This is a genomic window from Olsenella phocaeensis (genome assembly GCF_900120385.1).
Lineage (GTDB): Bacteria > Actinomycetota > Coriobacteriia > Coriobacteriales > Atopobiaceae > Olsenella_I > Olsenella_I phocaeensis.
The window spans coordinates 869,128-885,306 of the sequence record NZ_LT635494.1 but is presented as its reverse complement, the minus strand read 5'-3'; the positions used below and the strand labels follow the sequence as shown (position 1 = coordinate 885,306).

At 68.2% G+C, this 16,179-nt stretch carries 15 protein-coding genes, 1 tRNA gene and 1 pseudogene; 1 reads left to right on the top strand and 16 read right to left on the bottom strand.

Annotated features, from left to right (window positions below; all coding sequences use genetic code 11):
- Positions 1–807: pseudogene (locus BQ7388_RS04175) on the bottom strand (subtype A tannase); the annotation flags it as partial.
- A 100-nt stretch (positions 808–907) separates the two neighbouring features.
- Positions 908–1,849, bottom strand: coding sequence for a DegV family protein (locus tag BQ7388_RS04170; RefSeq protein WP_009279661.1), 942 nt, complete (start codon positions 1,847–1,849; stop codon positions 908–910).
- Between the two features lie 118 nt (positions 1,850–1,967).
- Between BQ7388_RS04170 and BQ7388_RS04165 the strand changes: the two genes are divergently transcribed.
- Complete coding sequence (locus BQ7388_RS04165) at positions 1,968–2,306, top strand: acylphosphatase (protein ID WP_083558255.1); 339 nt, start codon at positions 1,968–1,970, stop codon at positions 2,304–2,306.
- A gap of 336 nt (positions 2,307–2,642) precedes the next feature.
- On the opposite strand, the gene BQ7388_RS04160 is transcribed toward BQ7388_RS04165, so the two are convergent.
- From BQ7388_RS04160 to BQ7388_RS13195, 14 genes are all read right to left on the bottom strand, one after another.
- Positions 2,643–2,969, bottom strand: a complete 327-nt coding sequence (locus tag BQ7388_RS04160) for an AzlD domain-containing protein (protein ID WP_072499846.1) — start codon at positions 2,967–2,969, stop codon at positions 2,643–2,645.
- Positions 2,966–3,691, bottom strand: a complete 726-nt coding sequence (locus tag BQ7388_RS04155) for an AzlC family ABC transporter permease (RefSeq protein WP_083558254.1) — start codon at positions 3,689–3,691, stop codon at positions 2,966–2,968. Before BQ7388_RS04155 ends, BQ7388_RS04160 begins: the two co-directional genes overlap by 4 nt.
- Positions 3,692–3,936: 245 nt before the next feature.
- Positions 3,937–4,012, bottom strand: a tRNA-Phe gene (locus BQ7388_RS04150).
- A gap of 92 nt (positions 4,013–4,104) precedes the next feature.
- A complete protein-coding gene (locus BQ7388_RS04145; RefSeq protein WP_072499845.1) occupies positions 4,105–6,084 on the bottom strand; it encodes a DUF2207 domain-containing protein in 1,980 nt (659 codons plus the stop codon).
- Between the two features lie 89 nt (positions 6,085–6,173).
- Positions 6,174–6,767, bottom strand: a complete 594-nt coding sequence (locus BQ7388_RS12265) for an FHA domain-containing protein (RefSeq protein ID WP_062530506.1) — start codon at positions 6,765–6,767, stop codon at positions 6,174–6,176.
- Between the two features lie 388 nt (positions 6,768–7,155).
- Positions 7,156–7,593: a hypothetical protein gene (locus BQ7388_RS04130; protein ID WP_009279668.1), complete on the bottom strand. Its 438-nt coding sequence runs from the start codon at positions 7,591–7,593 to the stop codon at positions 7,156–7,158.
- A gap of 62 nt (positions 7,594–7,655) precedes the next feature.
- On the bottom strand, positions 7,656–9,650 hold the full coding sequence (locus BQ7388_RS04125) for a hypothetical protein (RefSeq protein ID WP_234946829.1): 1,995 nt from the start codon (positions 9,648–9,650) through the stop codon (positions 7,656–7,658).
- A 34-nt stretch (positions 9,651–9,684) separates the two neighbouring features.
- The gene (locus tag BQ7388_RS04120) at positions 9,685–10,182 is read right to left on the bottom strand and encodes a TadE family protein (protein WP_009279670.1); all 498 of its coding nucleotides are present in this window, start codon (positions 10,180–10,182) and stop codon (positions 9,685–9,687) included.
- Positions 10,183–10,204: 22 nt separating this feature from the next.
- Complete coding sequence (locus BQ7388_RS12260; protein ID WP_156797643.1) at positions 10,205–10,375, bottom strand: hypothetical protein; 171 nt, start codon at positions 10,373–10,375, stop codon at positions 10,205–10,207.
- Between the two features lie 684 nt (positions 10,376–11,059).
- Positions 11,060–11,260 (bottom strand): Flp family type IVb pilin, encoded by a 201-nt coding sequence (locus BQ7388_RS04105; RefSeq protein ID WP_009279672.1) that lies wholly within the window; start codon positions 11,258–11,260, stop codon positions 11,060–11,062.
- 39 nt (positions 11,261–11,299) lie between these two features.
- Positions 11,300–11,968, bottom strand: a complete 669-nt coding sequence (locus tag BQ7388_RS04100) for a type II secretion system F family protein (RefSeq protein ID WP_072499841.1) — start codon at positions 11,966–11,968, stop codon at positions 11,300–11,302.
- Positions 11,968–12,906, bottom strand: a complete 939-nt coding sequence (locus tag BQ7388_RS04095) for a type II secretion system F family protein (protein ID WP_083558253.1) — start codon at positions 12,904–12,906, stop codon at positions 11,968–11,970. Before BQ7388_RS04095 ends, BQ7388_RS04100 begins: the two co-directional genes overlap by 1 nt.
- Complete coding sequence (locus tag BQ7388_RS04090) at positions 12,879–14,240, bottom strand: TadA family conjugal transfer-associated ATPase (protein WP_072499840.1); 1,362 nt, start codon at positions 14,238–14,240, stop codon at positions 12,879–12,881. Before BQ7388_RS04090 ends, BQ7388_RS04095 begins: the two co-directional genes overlap by 28 nt.
- Positions 14,241–15,303: 1,063 nt before the next feature.
- Positions 15,304–16,161, bottom strand: a complete 858-nt coding sequence (locus BQ7388_RS13195) for an SAF domain-containing protein (RefSeq protein ID WP_009279677.1) — start codon at positions 16,159–16,161, stop codon at positions 15,304–15,306.
- Positions 16,162–16,179: the final 18 nt, after the last annotated feature.

Genomic DNA, 16,179 nt, shown 5'->3' with positions numbered 1-16,179 from the left:
GAAGGAGGTGACGGAACACCAGGGGGCGGAGCCGCAGATGGCGTCGGACACCGCGTTGCCCTCGTGGTCGTGCGTCACGGCGCCGATGGCCTCCAGGTACTTCTGGTAGAGCGCGGAGTCCCCGCCCGCACCGAGGACCGCCGAGACGCCGCCGCCCGCGCCGTAGCCCGCGACGAAGACGCGGTCCAGGTTGGCGGGGAGCTTGGAGGCGTTGTAGCGCAGGTAGCGCACGGCCGCCTTGAGGTCGACGACCGGCCAGGGTGCGCCACCCGGATAGAGGTCCTGGGAGTCGCTCGCGATTCCCGCGGAGCGACCGCGGAAGCCCGCATAGACGTACACCATGCCGGCAGAGAGGTAGCGGCTCAGGCCGTCGTAGGAGTAGGAAGTGGGGCAGGCCTGGGCGTTGAGGCGTGCGGAGTTCACGGGCATGACGACGGGCGCCGTCTTGGGGGTGAGTCCGGCCAGGGTGGCGTCCTGCTTCACCGTGCACTTGTAGCTCTCGCCCGACTTCTGCGCGTCGAAGTAGGCGCCCGGCACGAAGATGGCCAGGGACTCGTAGGACTCGCTGCCGGGCTTCAAGCAGTACTTGACGCCCAGCTGGTAGTAGCAGTCGTTGGCAGCGTCGTACTTCCAGGCGTCGTCCTTGAGTGCCAGCCCCTCGAACTCCTCGAGAACGACGGAGGGCTGCTCCTGCTGCTGGTCAGTGGCCTGGTCGCCCGTCTGCCCGCCGGGACGCGCGCAGGCGGCGAGGCCCAGGCCTGCGGTTACGGCCGAGAGGGCGAGGAAGTCTCTTCTGCTGGCGTTCATGTGTCCTCCTAGTTGCGTGCGCTCCCCTGCGCGCCGTATCTGACGTTCGTGCCGGACGGCGCGCCCCATGACGTGGTGGCGCGGTCGCCCGGCGTCCGCGCTACTGGTCTCGGACGCTCCGTGAGATCTGGTCTGCCACCGACGCCCCGTGGCGGCGGTCCTCTCCCCAGAAGCAGCACGAGACCATGCCGGGGCCGACGTGGCAGCCGATGGTCGGCCCTATGGTCGAGATCATGGTGACGGCCGAGTCGTTGCCCTTGTGGATGATGTCCGCGAGGCGGTCGGCGTCGCGGGGGCAGTCGGCATTGCCGATGGCCACCACGTTGGAGAAGAGGTCGTCGTTGTGGTTCCGCTCGTAGAAGGAGGCCAGCTTGCGCAGGCCCTTCTTGCGCCCACGCGAGATGCCGATGACGCTGAGCGCCCCGTCGAGGTCAAAGGTGAGAAGGGGCTTCACGTCCAGGGCCCCGCCCAAGACGGCGACCGACTTGGGAACGCGCCCGCCGCGATGCAGGGCGTCCAGGTCGTCCACCATGAAGATGGTCTGCACGAAGTAGCGCGCCTCCTCCGCCCAGCGGACCATCTGGTCTGCCGTGAGGCCCTTGTCACGCTGGCGGATCGCCTCGACCACGAAGAGGTACTGCGCCGTCGATCCCAGCTTGAGGTCGACGATGCTGATGGGCAGGCTGTGGCCCACCTCCTCCTCCAGACGCGCGAGCGCCGTCTGGGCCCCCTCGTAGCAGCCCGAGATGCCGCTCGAGAAGCAGAGGTAGACGGTAGGGAGCTCGAGTTCCGCCGCCTCGCGGAAGGCGCGCTCGAACTCCAGCTGGGAGGGTTGGGAGGTCATGGGGCAGGCGCCCTTGCGAATCTCCTCGTAGAAGCTGTGGGGGTCACGGCTTTGGAAGAGGTCGTCCTCGCCGCTGAGCCCGCCCTCACGGCCGGCCTCGGTGTAACTGAAGTGCAGGCAGCGTATGCCGGAGTCCTCCACCATCTGCTGCGTGAAGTCGCAGGGCGAATCCGTCATCAGGTTGAACTTCGCTGGCATGCATCCTCCTCGGCGCGGGTGGGCCTGGGGCCGTGCCCGGCGTCGAGCGGACACGGCGGAACCTACTGATGGTATTGTACGCCCAAGGGTTTTGGACGTCCGAACGGGGGGCTGCCTCATGCTTGGCTTTGGTCTGCGGAGGCGGAACGGCAGGGAGAAGGGTCCCCTGCCCGAGGGGACGAGACGGCTGGGCCTGGTGTTTCGCGGAGAGGTCCAGGGCGTCGGCTTCCGCTGGACCTCCCAGCACGTGGCCGGCGAGTCGGGCTGCACGGGCTGGGTCAGGAACGAGGACGACGGCAGCGTGAGCATGGAGCTCCAGGGGACGGACGACGCCATATCTGAGTTCTTCGGGCGCTTCTCGAACGCATACGCCCGCTACCCAATCGACTATCGCATCGACTCGAAGGTCGAGCTCGAGCCCGTGCCCGGAGAGGTCGGCTTCCGCGTGCGCTACTAGCTGGAGACGGCGCGCCGCGAGGCGGGCGGTCGCGTTCGAGCGTGCGAGCTGCAACATCCTGCACGCTGCCGCACACGTTTGCGTGTTCGCTACAGCACCACACACGCCGTTGCACACGCCCCCAGACGCCTAGCACGCCATCGCGCACAGTCGCAGCACCACGCACGCAGTTGCGCACATTCGCCGCATCGCGCACGCAGTTGCGCACATTCAGCCTGACGTTTCCGCAGTTGGCAGATACCGCCAATGTGCGTAACAGCGTGCTGGATAATTTGCTTGTGCGCAACGGCGTGCTCAGCAGGACTGCAGGGGAATCCTCTCGCCCGTCTCGAAGGGCTAGGCGAGAAGGCCCAACAACGCATACGCCAACATGCCCACTGCGGCACAGAGGACCAGGGACTTCGTCCTACGCGCCACGATTGCGACGATGACGGCGGCGACCAGCCCGGACGCCGCTGCCAGCGGGTCGCGCGCGATGGCCGAGGGGTCGAGGAGGTCGTTTGCCACCAAACCGGCGAAGGCGGCGGCCGGTATGAGCCCGAGCGCCTCCCCGACACGGGGCGAGAGGCTCCTTCCCCTCAGGAGCAGCAGAGGCAACGTCCTGAAGGAGAGGATGGCAGCAAAGGTGACAGCCCAAGTGAGGGCGATCTGAGAGGCGCTCATGACCGGATACCCCCACTCCGGCCCCAGGCCTGCCAGGCAAGCCCGCAGACAACGCCACCGGCGGCGCCGAGGAGCACGGCTGCGCCCTGGAGGTCAGCGAGCTTGCAGACGAGGACGAGGAGTGCCGAGACAAGGGCCGCGACGTAGGTGGACCCGTCATGCAGCTGCCCCAGGAGCAGGCACACGAAGATCGAGGTCATGCCAAATGACATGAGCGCGGTGGGTAGGCTCACCATGCCACCTACGAGCACGCCTGCGGCATTGGCAAGCGCCCACGCGGACATGCAGAGAAGGTTGAGGAGAAGGCCGTCGCGAACGTCCCAGCCGGCATCTCCCGCAAAGCGGTCGAGGTTGACGCCGAAGGACTCGTCCGTGACAGTCGCCGCAAGCGCAAACGCGTCAAGGCGCGAACCCTTGCCCAGGTAGGGGGCAAGTCCCGCCGAGTAGAGAAGCTGTCGCGAGCTCACCAGCACGATGCTCGCAATGGTCGTGGGAAGCGGCATCCCAGCAAGGACCATCTGGGGCAGCATGAACTGGCCTGCGCCGGTATAGAAGGTGGACGAGAAGGCGAGGGCGAGGAGGGGACCGAAGCCAATCTGCGCCTCGAGCACGCCGCAAGGGATCCCAATGACCAGGTAGGCGAGAACGACGGGCAGCGCATGGGGAAACACGTACGCAAGCCGTCGACCCACGGTGCCATTGCCCCCCTCTTTTGAAGCCATTGCGCCCCCTTGCGCATCACCGACAAACCGCTCCCGCGGGCAAAGGCTAGCACCCTCGAGAAGCGCGCCTTGGCAAAGTCACAGTCGGGAAAACATTCGGTCACGTCGCCTTAGCGCACCCCGCGCGATTTGGCATGCGGGAGGCGCGCGAAGGTGTACGCGCTTGCATGGGACACCGCAAGGAACAGATACCCACCCAACAGGAAAGCCCGCCTACCTTCACGCAGGTAGACGGGCCTTTTTTATGGTGGCGGGGAAGGGAATCGAACCCCTGACACGGGGATTTTCAGTCCCCTGCTCTACCAACTGAGCTACCCAGCCGAAGCGCTTGCGCTTGCAAGCCTGTTTAATATAGCAAAGAATCCCAAGCCGTCAACGGATTTCTCGAATCTCCTTCTCGTGAAGGTTCCCGACTAGAAGGCGCCGCCTCCGCCGCCTCCGCCGAAGCCGCCTCCGCCACCACCGGAGAACCCGCCACCACCTCCACCGCCATCGCTGAAGGACGAGCTGGCGAGCTCGGCGGTGCTGACCTGGTGGGCATGCGAGATGTTCTCGCCAAAGTCCGCGACGGGCCTGCCCAGGCCGGGCTCGGTGTGATACCAACCGTACACAGGCATGATCTGGGGATCCTCGAGAATCTGTGGTGCGGCGATCTTGAGCTGCTTGATGACCTCCTCGGAGACACCGAGGACGACAGCCAGGACCAGGAGCTGGTTCCAGAGGACCACGTCCTGGGGAATGGCCTCCTCAAGGCGGGTGAAGTCGAGGAGCCAGCGCCTGAGTGCCTCCAGCTTCGCCTTGAGCTCGATCGCCTCGGAGGAGAGGCTCTCCATGCCGCGGGCGCTCCAGATCGAGAAGACTCCTGCGACGGCAAGGAGGGCGGCCGCGGGCAGCCCCCACGTCCCCGCGACCTCTCCGATCAGCATGAGAAACGCCAGGCCCACGGCAAGGATGACGTCAATGCCGCCAAAGAGCGCCAGGCCCACACGACCGTTCGAATGCTCGTCCTCGGAGAAGCGGCGCTCCGTGAGGCAGGCCTCCACGGTCGTCTCCCAGTCCTCGTATGCGTCCCTGTATGTCTCGGCATCTGACTTTGCAACGTCACCAATCTCGGAGAAGTAGAGGGTGGTCGAGTCGCTGCGCGTGCCCTTTGGGGCAATCTTGCGGAAGAGGAACTTTATGGTGTCCTCGTCGATGCGTCGCGCCTGTGCCTCGCCTGGCCCCTTGGTACGGGCGATGGAACGGCCCACGTTGTTGGGAGTGAGCTCGAGCCGGTACTCGCTGTCCTGGTGGGTCCGGCCAAAGAGGCCCTTGCGGCTCGTCTTCACCATGCTGAGCTTTGCCATCCCAAGGTCGGTGAGACGCATGAGTGACGCAGTGAGGTCCTCCTGCTGCGGAGTGCCGCCCTTGATGAGGGCCCCCAGAACCGCGGGGTGGTCTGCGGAGGGGACGTCGCGGAAGTACTTGTCGTCGAACTGGGGCTTGTGCGTCTCCTTGTACCTCAGGCGCCTGGATATCGCATAGGCGCAGGACGCGATGGCGGCAAGGCCCCCGAAGCCCGAAAGCCCATACGAGATCGCCCGGGCCTTCGCACGCTTAGCGTTGGCCTCGTCTGCCCAGCCCTGCTCCTGCGAGGTGATGTAGTCGAGCCTCGCCTCGCTCGAGGCAGTCGCGTCAGAGAGCCATTCGGACGGGAAGGCGACGCGCGCCTCGGCGTACTCGGAGCTTCCCACGCCTGGCACGCTGTAGACGACGTTGCCGTCCACGACGTACACGCTGGCATCGAGGGGGCCGTGCCCCCAGACCCTCACGTTATCGCCCGCGCTCACCGTCTGGCCAGAGGGCACGGGTAGGTGCACCACGCAGCGAACGTTCTGGGACTCGACGTCCCAGCCATCCGAGACGAACTTCCAGTAGAGCTCGGAGGTGTCGGCGTAGCGACGTGCGAGCTGGGAGTCGACATAGTTGATGCGGAAGGTGGCCGACTCGTCCTCGTGCGCCGAATAGAGCTTCACCTGGAGGTAGCTGCCGTAGTCGGTCACCGTGTAGGTGCCGTCGTCGCCCGAGCTCGACATGGTGAAGGACTCGAAGGAGCCGTCGGTCACGAGGCCCACCTCGCCGATGGTCACCTGCACTTCCCTGCCCTCGTACTCCCCTTTGGGAATCTTCCAGTACACCCCATGGAACGAGCCATCGAAGTCGTAGATGCGGTCCTCGGTGACCGAGAGGCTGCCGTCCGTCGCCACGGTGGCGTCTATGTCCACGCTCGTGATGGCGTAGTCCTTTGCCAGTGCTCGCAGGGGCAGGAATGCAGCGGCAGCAACCAGGGCAATCGCGGCAAGCAATACGGCATGGACCCGCATTTTGCGGGCATGGCTGCGGGGAAGCGACATGGTTCCCTCCGATCCGTCTCGGGGGAGGGCACTAGAAGCCCTCTCCGTAAGAGGATACCAAAGCGGAATGCGCCACCCATCGCCGTCGCTCATGAGGGAACGGGCCCAACGAGCGTGAGGAGCGTCCCACACACGTCCAAGGTGTCGCCGACCTGCATGCGGGCGAGGTCGTCCACCGCGCGCCCACGCAACATGGCGGGGTTCGTCGAACCCTGGTCCTCGACCACGGCGCCCCCCGACACGAGGGACACCCGCAGATGACGACGCGAGGCCGCGGCAGAATGCAGCACCACGTCGTTCGAGGGCAAGCGCCCCACGTTGAGGCCATCCTCGGGGATGGGCACCACTACCTCGAGCTCGCTGCCCCTGACCCACACCGACGGGATCCCGCTGGTCCTGGCACCCAGGGGCATGCCGGACAGCTCGAGCGTCCTGCCATTCTCCTCGAGCTCGAAGGGTGGCATCCCCTCGTCCCAGCCCCGAGGCTCGTCCAGGTCGTCCTGTGGGGGCAGGTCCGGACCTGACGAGCCCGCACGGGAGAAGTCGAAGAGGCAACCGTAGCAGACGTCCATGTCCGAGAAGAGCTCCATGCCACAGCGGGGACAGCGCTTGGTCGTCTCGCCCTGGCCTTCGGGCTGGACGGGTGGTTCCAGCGCCAAGGAAGTGGTTCCGTACTCATCCATGCTCAGATACCTTCCTCTTGGGTCGGGATTCCCCTCCCGACAAATCGAACAGCTCGACATGACTGCCCTCGAGAGGCCATGGCCTCGAGCCCGCAGGCCTCTCCAGCACGGCCGCGGCACCGTGGCAGCACAGAATCGTCCCGGCGCGCAGGGCCCTCCGGACGAGGAGGACCCTCCCTCCCCCGTCCAAGAACGCGACGTCTATCGCGTAGCGCATGCCCACGCAGTGGATCGAGTGGCAGGGCATGATCACGATGGGCATGGCGTCAGGCCCCGTTCCCAAGAGCCCCCGTGCCCGTTCACAGAAGCGCTCCCTGAGCTCGAATCGGCCCAGTGTCGTCCCATCCGCGAGTCGTGCCCCTACCATGCGCCCTACCATCCCCCTCACCTACACCACCACCCCAGGCCTGAAGCGGTCGACGGTGATGGAGCGTTCGTGCCGCAGGAACGCAGGGACCCTCAGGTCGATCCCGGCCATCGAGAAGGAGCTCGGCCAGGGACGGTACGAGAGGGTGCAGGTAAACGTGGTGAGGAGGGGCGAGACGGGAAACGACACCCCCTTCCCCCTTGGCGCAGGACCTAGGTCCCCCGAGCTGACCGCCACCTCACAGCCAGATACCGGGAGCCCGTCCTCGATCGCCGCCCTCACCTGCGCGCAGGCAGACGCTACGTCCTGCTCCCCCGCGGGACTCACCCCGTGCGCGATGACGCAGTCGGGCGCGACCCTGTCGAAGGCCGCACAGGCTTGCAGGAAGCGGACCATGTTGAATGCGACGAGGGCCACCGCGATCACGATGGGAAGCAGCACCGCGAGCTCGACGACCATCTGCCCCGCCTCGCCTCGCGACACTCCGGCGTCGCTCGCCCCGGCCCATGTCCATGCCACCCTCATGTCAGCGCCCCCAAAATCGTGGCCAGGTCTATGGTCAGGGGGATGGTGGTGCCCTCCATGCCGGGAACGGGCAGTTCGGCAACCGTGAAGGTCTTGTCCCCAAGCTCGTCGGAGACCATCTGCGCACAGCGGCCCAAGAGCTCCCTGGGTTCCATCGGCAGGGCCTGCACCAGCTCCCTCACCTTGCCGACCCTCTCGAGCCCTGCCCGGTCCAAGACCTGCTGGCTGTTCACCAAGACGGGCTTTCGCAGCCTCATGTCCGCTGGCTCGAAGCCCGCAGACGTCACCGTCGCAGAGATCTTCTTGCGCAGCCACGACGCGACCCTCTCGCCGAACACGCCCCCTATGCCGTCCAGCACGTCATCCGTGACCCCCGAGACGCTCTCGTAGGACGAGCCATACGAGACGAGCAGCCTTCCCCAGATGCCCGTGATGCCACCCACGAGGTCGAGCACCAAGCCCCCGTCCGAACGGGTGACGCCCTCGAACACGCTCGAGAGGACGTTGTGCCCGTCGGTCCCCTCGTCCGGGGCAAGGGTGGCGGCAGAGACGGCGGCGCCACGGGGGAGCTCTCCCTCGGAGGAGAAGTGCGAGATCCCCGCCGGCACGGGGGTGAGGTCCGGGCGAGACACCACGGCCATGCATCCGTAGGCGCCGGGAGGGCAGAGCCTCGGCCTCCCCACCGAGAGCAGCTTCATGGCGCGCTCGAACGCGCCGTCCGCACGCTCCGCAATCTCTTGCATCTCCCGTTCTGCCTGGACCTCCTCGTCCCTTGCCACCTGGTACTCGCGCGAGGCCTCCACGACGATCCTCCAGTAGTGCTCGTAGCCGTTCGATATGTTGGTGGACGCGTCCGCCACGTTGCCCATGGCCACCGCGTCCATGCGACAGTCGGGGCAGACGGCGGCAGACCCCGCGTCGATGTCCGCGAGGCTCGCAAGGCCCGCATAGGGACCCCGGGCACCGGGGCAGTCGAGCGAGCAGTGCAGCGTCCTCACGCCATCCTCGATGGTGCACGGCCAGACGACGTCGGTGTACAGGGTCGTCTCCCTGACCCCCGCCGTGGTATGGGGGAGTTCGGGCAGGTCGATCGAGCAGCCCTCCTCCGACTCGTCACAATGCGCCTCCGATGTCCGCTCGTAGGCGTAGCGAAAGAAGGCCTTGCGCGCACAGGACCTCTGGAGCTCGTCCGCGTCCGAGCCCGTCTCGCCCTCTGCCGACCAACGGGTCAAGTAGTAGTTAGCGCTGCGGAGCCGCGCGAAGTCGAAGCGCCATGACGAGGGCTCCGGATAGGACGGGTTCTGCCCTCCGGACAGGCCCGCAAGCCGCTCGGCCCGACTTCTCAGGCAATAGGGGTCGTCCACGTTGTCCGCTCGCCAGGCCCTCTCCTTTGCCGCCTCGGCACGCTCGTGGGCGGCCTGTTTCCGAGCGGACGCCTCGGCGAGCCTCCTGGCATCCTCCTCCATCTCCTCGGCGTCCAGCCCGTCGTCGAGCCCGGAGAAGTCGGACTCGCTCTTTTGGGGAAAGGGGACGGCGAGCCCCACGTAGCGCACGTCACCCTTGGAGTTGGCGGACACGCAGGACGCGGAGTTCGCCATGACCAGGGCGGGGAGGGCCGCCTCCAGGCGAGAGAGGCCCTCCGAGGCGCTGCGCGCAAAGCCGCGCCTCGCGTCGAGCACCTTCCTTCCCGCAGCAAACACCCCCGTCGACATCGCCTGGAGCGGAGGTATGGCGGCTATGACGAGCGCGGAGGCGCAGATGACGGAGCCCAGGAGCCCCATGCTCAGGACGCAGGCGTCCACCACCTGGGCGACGGTCGAATACGCCGCCACCACGTTTGACCCGGCGAGCGCCGAGGCGTCGGCCACCGCCTGCACGTCGGCAGAGCGGGAGGAGGCCCACTCGAGGGTGGCGAGGGAGAACACGAGGGAGAGGCTCACGAGGAGCGCAACGGCCACCGCCACCGTGGTATAGCCGCCGTCGTCCCGCACGAAGATGGCGAGAGGGCTCGGCAGCTCCTCTCCCCTAGTCCCAGATGGTCTGCCAACTCGCATAGCTCCCTCCCAACCACGATGGCCTCAGCCCCTCGCTTGCCCTTGCCTCGAGCACCACTCCCCGTCCGTCGCTCCTGCCCGCAAGCGCCATCGCCGCCCCGAGGAGGGGAAGCGGCCTCGCATGGCCGCGCAGGCCCACCTCGACCCGGCCGCCGGAGCTCGACACGCTAACCTCCCAGCCCTCCTCCCCTCCCACGTGAAAGAGGGGAACGTCGGGCACCGCGGCGAGCCTGCGCAGCGCGAAGGCCTTGCACCCGTCGAGGTCGGACCCATGGTTGGTGAGCGCCACGCGGGCCGTCTCCGCGGCCGCCGACCGCATGACCACCAGCGAGTAGCCAAGGCAGGCGGGCTCCAGCAGGATGGCCAGGATGAGCATCAGGGAGGGCAGCAGGACCGCCGCCTCGACGGTCGCCTGCCCAGAGGCCGAGTACGGGACGACGGGGACGAAGCCGGCCGTGACACCATCCAAGGCGCCCCTCCCTCCCGGCTCCTCAATAGAGGAGGACGTCCTGGAGTGCCGCGACGAGCCCTCCCGCGCCGAAGCCGTGGGAGGCCGCGTCGAGGGCTCCGCGCATGAGCCCGCCGCCGCTCGCTTGTCTCCAGACGGCCGCGAGGACGAGCGTGGGGACAAGGAACGCCAGGGTGACGAGCAGGTATTCCACCGTCGACTGGCCACACGTGCCCAACAGAAGAGCCTTGGCGCAAGCCCCCGTCCCCCTGAACGTCGAGCGGGCGGACCGGGCAGAACGAACACGGCCCCCGAAAAGCCGAGCCTCACAACGCATCGACCCCCTCCCCCCACTCGTCCGCCCTCAGCCGTGTGACCGCCTCCCTGCACCCACCGCCAGGCGCCGCAGAGACCTCGCACACGTCCACCCAACCATCGCCCTGCACGACGCAAACCCAGACCCTTCCCAAAAGGTCGGCATAACCCGCGCTGACGAGCACGCAACCACCCCCTTCGCGATACCTCCCGAGCAGCTCCCCGGCCAAGTCGGGCACGTCACGGGAGCCATGGACCAGGACATGGCTCCCTCCCTCCCGAGGGACGTCGGCATTCCCCTGGCCCACTTGGCCCCCGTCGCCGCCCCCGCTCCCGACGGACATACCTGGTTCGGCCTTGCCATCCGGCCACATGCCACTCGGAGGCGCGGGCGACCCGTCACCGCCACGACGAGTGCCCTCGGCATCACCCTCACCGTGCCCTCCCACCTGTCGCAGGACGGCGTCGCCCGGGACACCTCCCCTTTCCAAGAGCCGTGGGACCCCCACGATGACGGCTGCCGCGAGGAGGCAGGACGCCACCAGGACCGTCCTGCCCGTGCGGCGCAGGTGGGACTTCCTCGTCACAGCGAGTTGATGCCGTCCGAGATGGCCGTCCAGAGCTCCTGTACCTTCCCGCGAAAAGCGACGATGGCCACAATGGCTATGACCACCAGGACGCCGACGAGGATCGCGTATTCGGTCGTCCCCTGCCCGTCCTCGCTTGCGACGAGCTCGCGGGCCCGAACCGCCAAGCCAGCAACCCACACGCCAAGTCCCTGCATCTCTTCCACCTTTCTTCCCTGCCCCCGACTGGGGCGCAGCTAATGACCCAACACGAGCGAGGAGCCGAGGAGCGGCCCCAGTATCGCCAGGAGCATCGCCGGGACGATGAGGGTCCCCAAGGGGACGAGCATCTTCACCGGGACCCGCTCGATCTCCTCCTCCACCTGCGAGCGCTGCTCGTCCCTGATCGCCTGAGCCTGCCCCTCGAGGGCGTCGGCCAAAGGCGAGCCGAAGGCGAGGGCCTGGGCGACCGTCTGGGCAAAGCTTCCCAGAGCATCGACCCCCAGCTCGTCCGCCATCGCCCTCAGGGCCGCCTCGCGCGAGCTGACGCCCATGCGCCAGGAGGTGAGGGCGGACGAGAGCGCGCCCGCAAGCCGGCCCTCGTAACGTTGGCAGTAGAGCTCGAGCGACGCATCGAACGAGAGCCCGGAGAGCAGTCCCAAGGTCACCACATCGAGCATCGAGGGCATCTCGCGGAGGCAGCCCATCCGCACCCTCGAGCTGCCCGCCTGTACCCTCGCCCTCGCCACGGGTCCATAGCCCTCCACGACTTCCAGCAGTCGATTCGCAACGAGCGCCGGCCCACGGGCAGAGGGCGCACGGGCCGCCCCCCTCCCCCTGCGACCGGCATGCGGTGGCCCCAGGAGCAGAAGGCAGGCCACGAAGGCGAGGAGTGCCACCGCGCCGTGCAGGGCGATTCCAGCCATCAGAGCACCCCTCTCATCAGGCGTCGGATGATGAGCAGCGCGAGGGCGTCCATCCCTGCGGCGACCAGCACGCAGCCTGCCCCGAAGAGCGTGGCGAGCCCCGACCGGAAGTCGGGAGACACGAGCGAGAGCACCCCGATGAGAATCGCCGGCAACGCGCACACCACGCGGGCGGAGAGCCTTACCTGGGCGGTCTTGACCGCGAGCAGCCTCTGGAACTCCCCTTGGCGCTCGACCATCTGCGCCGCATGCTCGAAGAGCTCCCTCAGCGGGCTGCCCGTGCGTTGCGAGATGGTGAGGGCCGTGGCGAGAAGGCCCACGCCGGGAGCCTCGAGCTCCTCGCGGAGCGCGTCCATCGACCCCTCGACCGAGATGCCGCAGCGCAGCCTCAGCGAGACGCGAGCGAAGGCCGGTGCCACGACGTCGGGGCTGTTCGACCCCAGGTAGTCAATGGCCTGGGAGAGCGTCTCGCCCGAAGCCAGGGCCATGGCGAGGGTGCGGAACACCCCCGGCATGGCCTGCGCGAGCTCCCTCTCCCTCCTCCTCCGCGTCGATTGCGCCAAGAGGGGGACGCCCACGGCAAGCAAGAGCGCAGCCAGGGGCAGCGCCAGCCAGGTGCCAAAGAGGAGGGCGAGGACGACGCCTGCCAGGAAGCCGCCCGTGAGAAGCAGCGCGCAGGACCCCTCGCGAGAGGTCACAAGACCACCTTGGGCCACGAGGCCGCCAAACTCGTCTGCGGCAAGGCCCCAGTCATCCCTCCCGGCCAGGAGGTGGACCAGGGGGAGGGTGGCCAGGCGCTCGGCCGCGACTCCGGCAAGGCGCCTGAGCCGTCGGGTCCTCCAGCCCTCCGCACGCGCACGAGGCAGCCCGCCTCCCACGAGCGCGAAGCTCCCAAGCCACGCGCAGCCACCTAGGCCAAGGACATACGCCGCCTCCAAAGCGCCACCTCCCCCTCGTCCAAGACCCCCTCCTCCAGGCCCCGGCCCACGAACGCAGGCTCGAAGCCAAAGCTCCAGCAGCGCGACGCCTCGTCGAAGCGGACCGCCTCCTCCAGGCGCACGCCGCCGGACCCCTCCCGCGTGACCGCGTTGAGCGAGGCGATGACGCGCCTGCCGTCCGGCAGCCTCTGCGACATGACCAGGAAGTCAAGGGCAGTCGCTATCTGCTCCTCGATGATGTCGGTGGGCAGGTCCATCCCGAAGCGCGCCATGAGCACCAGGCGCAACACCGCCTCCTGCGCCGTGCCCGCATGCAGGGTCGTCAGAGACCCGTCGTGCCCCGTGTTCATGGCCTGGAGCATGTCGATGGCCTCCTCGCCGCGCACCTCGCCCACCACGATGCGGTCGGGCCTCATGCGCAGGGCGTTCTTCACCAGGTCGCGGATGCTTATCTCGCCCGAGCCCTCGATGGATGCGGTGCGTGCCTCGAGCCTGACCACGTTGGGATGGGAGTCGAACTTGAGCTCTGCGGAGTCCTCGATGGTCACGATCCTCTCGGATGGCGGTATCTCGCACGAGAGGGCGTTGAGGAGGGTCGTCTTGCCCGATCCGGTTCCTCCCGCCACGGCGACGTCCTGGCGCAACCTCACCGCCCAGCTGAGGAGCTGGGCATACCAGTCGGGCAGCGACCCCAGCTCGACGAGGCGCCCAAGCGTGCTAATCCGGTTGGAGAACTTCCTGATGGTCACCATGGGCCCGTCGATCGCGATGGGGGGCGACACGGCGTTCACGCGGTCCCCGTTGGCGAGTCGCGCGTTCACGATGGGACAGTTGCGGTCGAAGCGTCTGCCCAGGGGAGCCAGTATGCGGTCCACCACCATGAGAATCTGCTCGTCCGAGTCGAACACGGCACGCGCGGGATGAATCCTCCCCTCCCGCTCGAAGAAGAGGCCCTCCCTGCCGTTCACCATCACCTCCGTCACGCTGTCATCGTCGAGGAGCGGCTGGAGGGGACCCAGCCCGCATATGTCGTCCAGGACCCAGCCCTCGAGCTCGCCCCGCTCGTGGGGACCCAGGGTGGAGAAGTCGCCCGAGCGCAGGATCGCCTGGCACGCCACGGAAAGCTCGCCCCTGGCACGCGTGGAGTCCGCGGACGATGCCATGGACGCCACCACCTCGAGTCCCAGCCTGCGGACCAGCTCCCGCTTGAGGCGCTCCTTCAGGTCCATGAGCTCGCGAGTGCCGCGAAGTCCCCCTTGCGGCGGCTCCTCCCGTACGGAGGCGGGCGAGACGAGTGCGGCCTCCTGCTCGCGCACCATCTGCAGGACGGACATCAGCCCACCTCCCTCCTGAGCCCGAAGAGGCCGCGACGCCTCCTTCCCGGCTTGAGCTCCAGGGCATGCCTGGTCTCCTCCCCGTCGGGAAGCGCCCCCAGCTCGGCCAGCAGCTGGGCCATGAGGTACGAGACCGCCTCAGAGAACTCCGAGCGGGACGAGAGGAGCCTCTCGGTCTCCCCGGCGGCAAAGAGCTCCTCGGCCTCCTCCCCGCCGTCAGGCACCCTGAAGAGCCGTGCGCCCTCGAGCCCGGGCTCGATCCGCGCGAAGTCGACCTCCTCGTCCCCTCGCAGGTCGTCCATGTTCCTGACGCGCACGATGCGGGTGCGGGCGACGCCCAGCCTCACGGCCAAGGCGCTCGTCCTGCCCAGTGCCGCAAGGCCGCCCTGCCGGTCGTCGTGCACCAAGACCAGGCGGTCGGCAAGCTGCACCGCCTGTGCCGCAGCGTNCGTCTCGCCCTGCCCCCGGCCGCCAGCTGCGCCGACCCCCTCCCGATGCGTGGGCGAGCGTCCCGACGGCACGCCGTCGGCGCGCCCCGACTCGGGGACGGAGCCTCCCATGGGCCCGCCAAGGCCCGTTGCGTCTCCATGCGCAGGACGGTTGTCGCACGTGCACGCATCCCCAGCGCCGAGCGGATGGCCTCCCTCTGCCTGCCGCCCCAGGGACCCCGCCGCGCGACCCCTCGCGCTGGACGTTGATGAGCCCCCGGGACGGCCAGACGACGTGCCAAGCTCGTCCAGGTCGATGACCCGGTCGATGCCCGCCCGGGACGCACGCGAGCGCAATGACCCGGAGACCTGCCTGCCCACCAGGACCACCTCGCTCGCAAGGCCGTCTTGGGCCAGCGCCGCGGCGAGGTTGACGTCAGACACTCCCCTTCCCGTCAGCCCCACGATGGCACCGACGCTCTGGGGCTCCTCCTCCCGGAAGCAACTCCGCATCTCGGTCGCGTCATCGGCGAACGAGAGGACCGCGAAGGGCTCGACCGACCTGAGGGCACGGGCAACCTCCGCCCTGCTGCCACGTGACGTGCATCCCAACCAAAGCTCGCTCATGCCCGCACCTAACCCTTCCTGTCCTTCTCCCGACCCGGGCCAGACCCTTCCGGGGCGGCCCCCTTCGCCTGGCCCGCAGCACCGTCCTTCCCGTCCGACCCGTCCTTGTCGGCACCCGCCTGACCTGGCTTGGACGGTTTCTCCTCACCGCCAGCCCGCACCCCCTCGACAGCCGGGGAGTCGGCGGGATCCTCGAGCTCCTCCGGGGCCTTGGCCGTCTCGGCCCCCTCGCCGTCCCGGACGTCCTCCGCGGGGAGCACCAGCCTCAGGTCGCCCTTCGCGCTGGACGAGAGGACCGCCGACACGTCCTCGGGAAGCACGGCCAGGCCCAACTGACCCGAGCCGGCGATGGGAGAGGTGCCTGGGGAGGAGATGACCTGCATGTCACGGGCGAGAAGCTCCGACCCCGTGTCGCCCACGCGATAGGCGATGACCTGGGAGCCCACGGCGACGTTGCGCGAGATGCCCAGCTTGTCGGTGATGGGAAGGGAGAGGCCGACGTGTCCCGCGGGAACCTGGGCCGAGTCAGACGCGTTCCTGAACGCAAGCTCCGTAACCGGGGCGTTGCGTGCCACCGGAACGCTCACCTCACGCCCCACGACGTCCTCCAGCCGGGTCGCGGCACCCTCCGGCGCGAGCGCGGCCGCCCAGTCGCGCACGGCCACGTCCGCCTGGCCAACAACCTGCCCAGGCTCCAGGCCCTCCCCCGCCACCACCAGCCCCACGATCTCCCCGCCGTAGCGCGCGATGGCGTCGGAACGCGCGCGGTCGGCCTCCTCGCGCACGCCCTGCACGTAGACGTGGCAGAGGAGAAGTGCCAGGACCGCGCAGGCGGAGGCGAAGACGACCCTGAACCTCAGCGACATGCGAACCCCTCCCCAGAC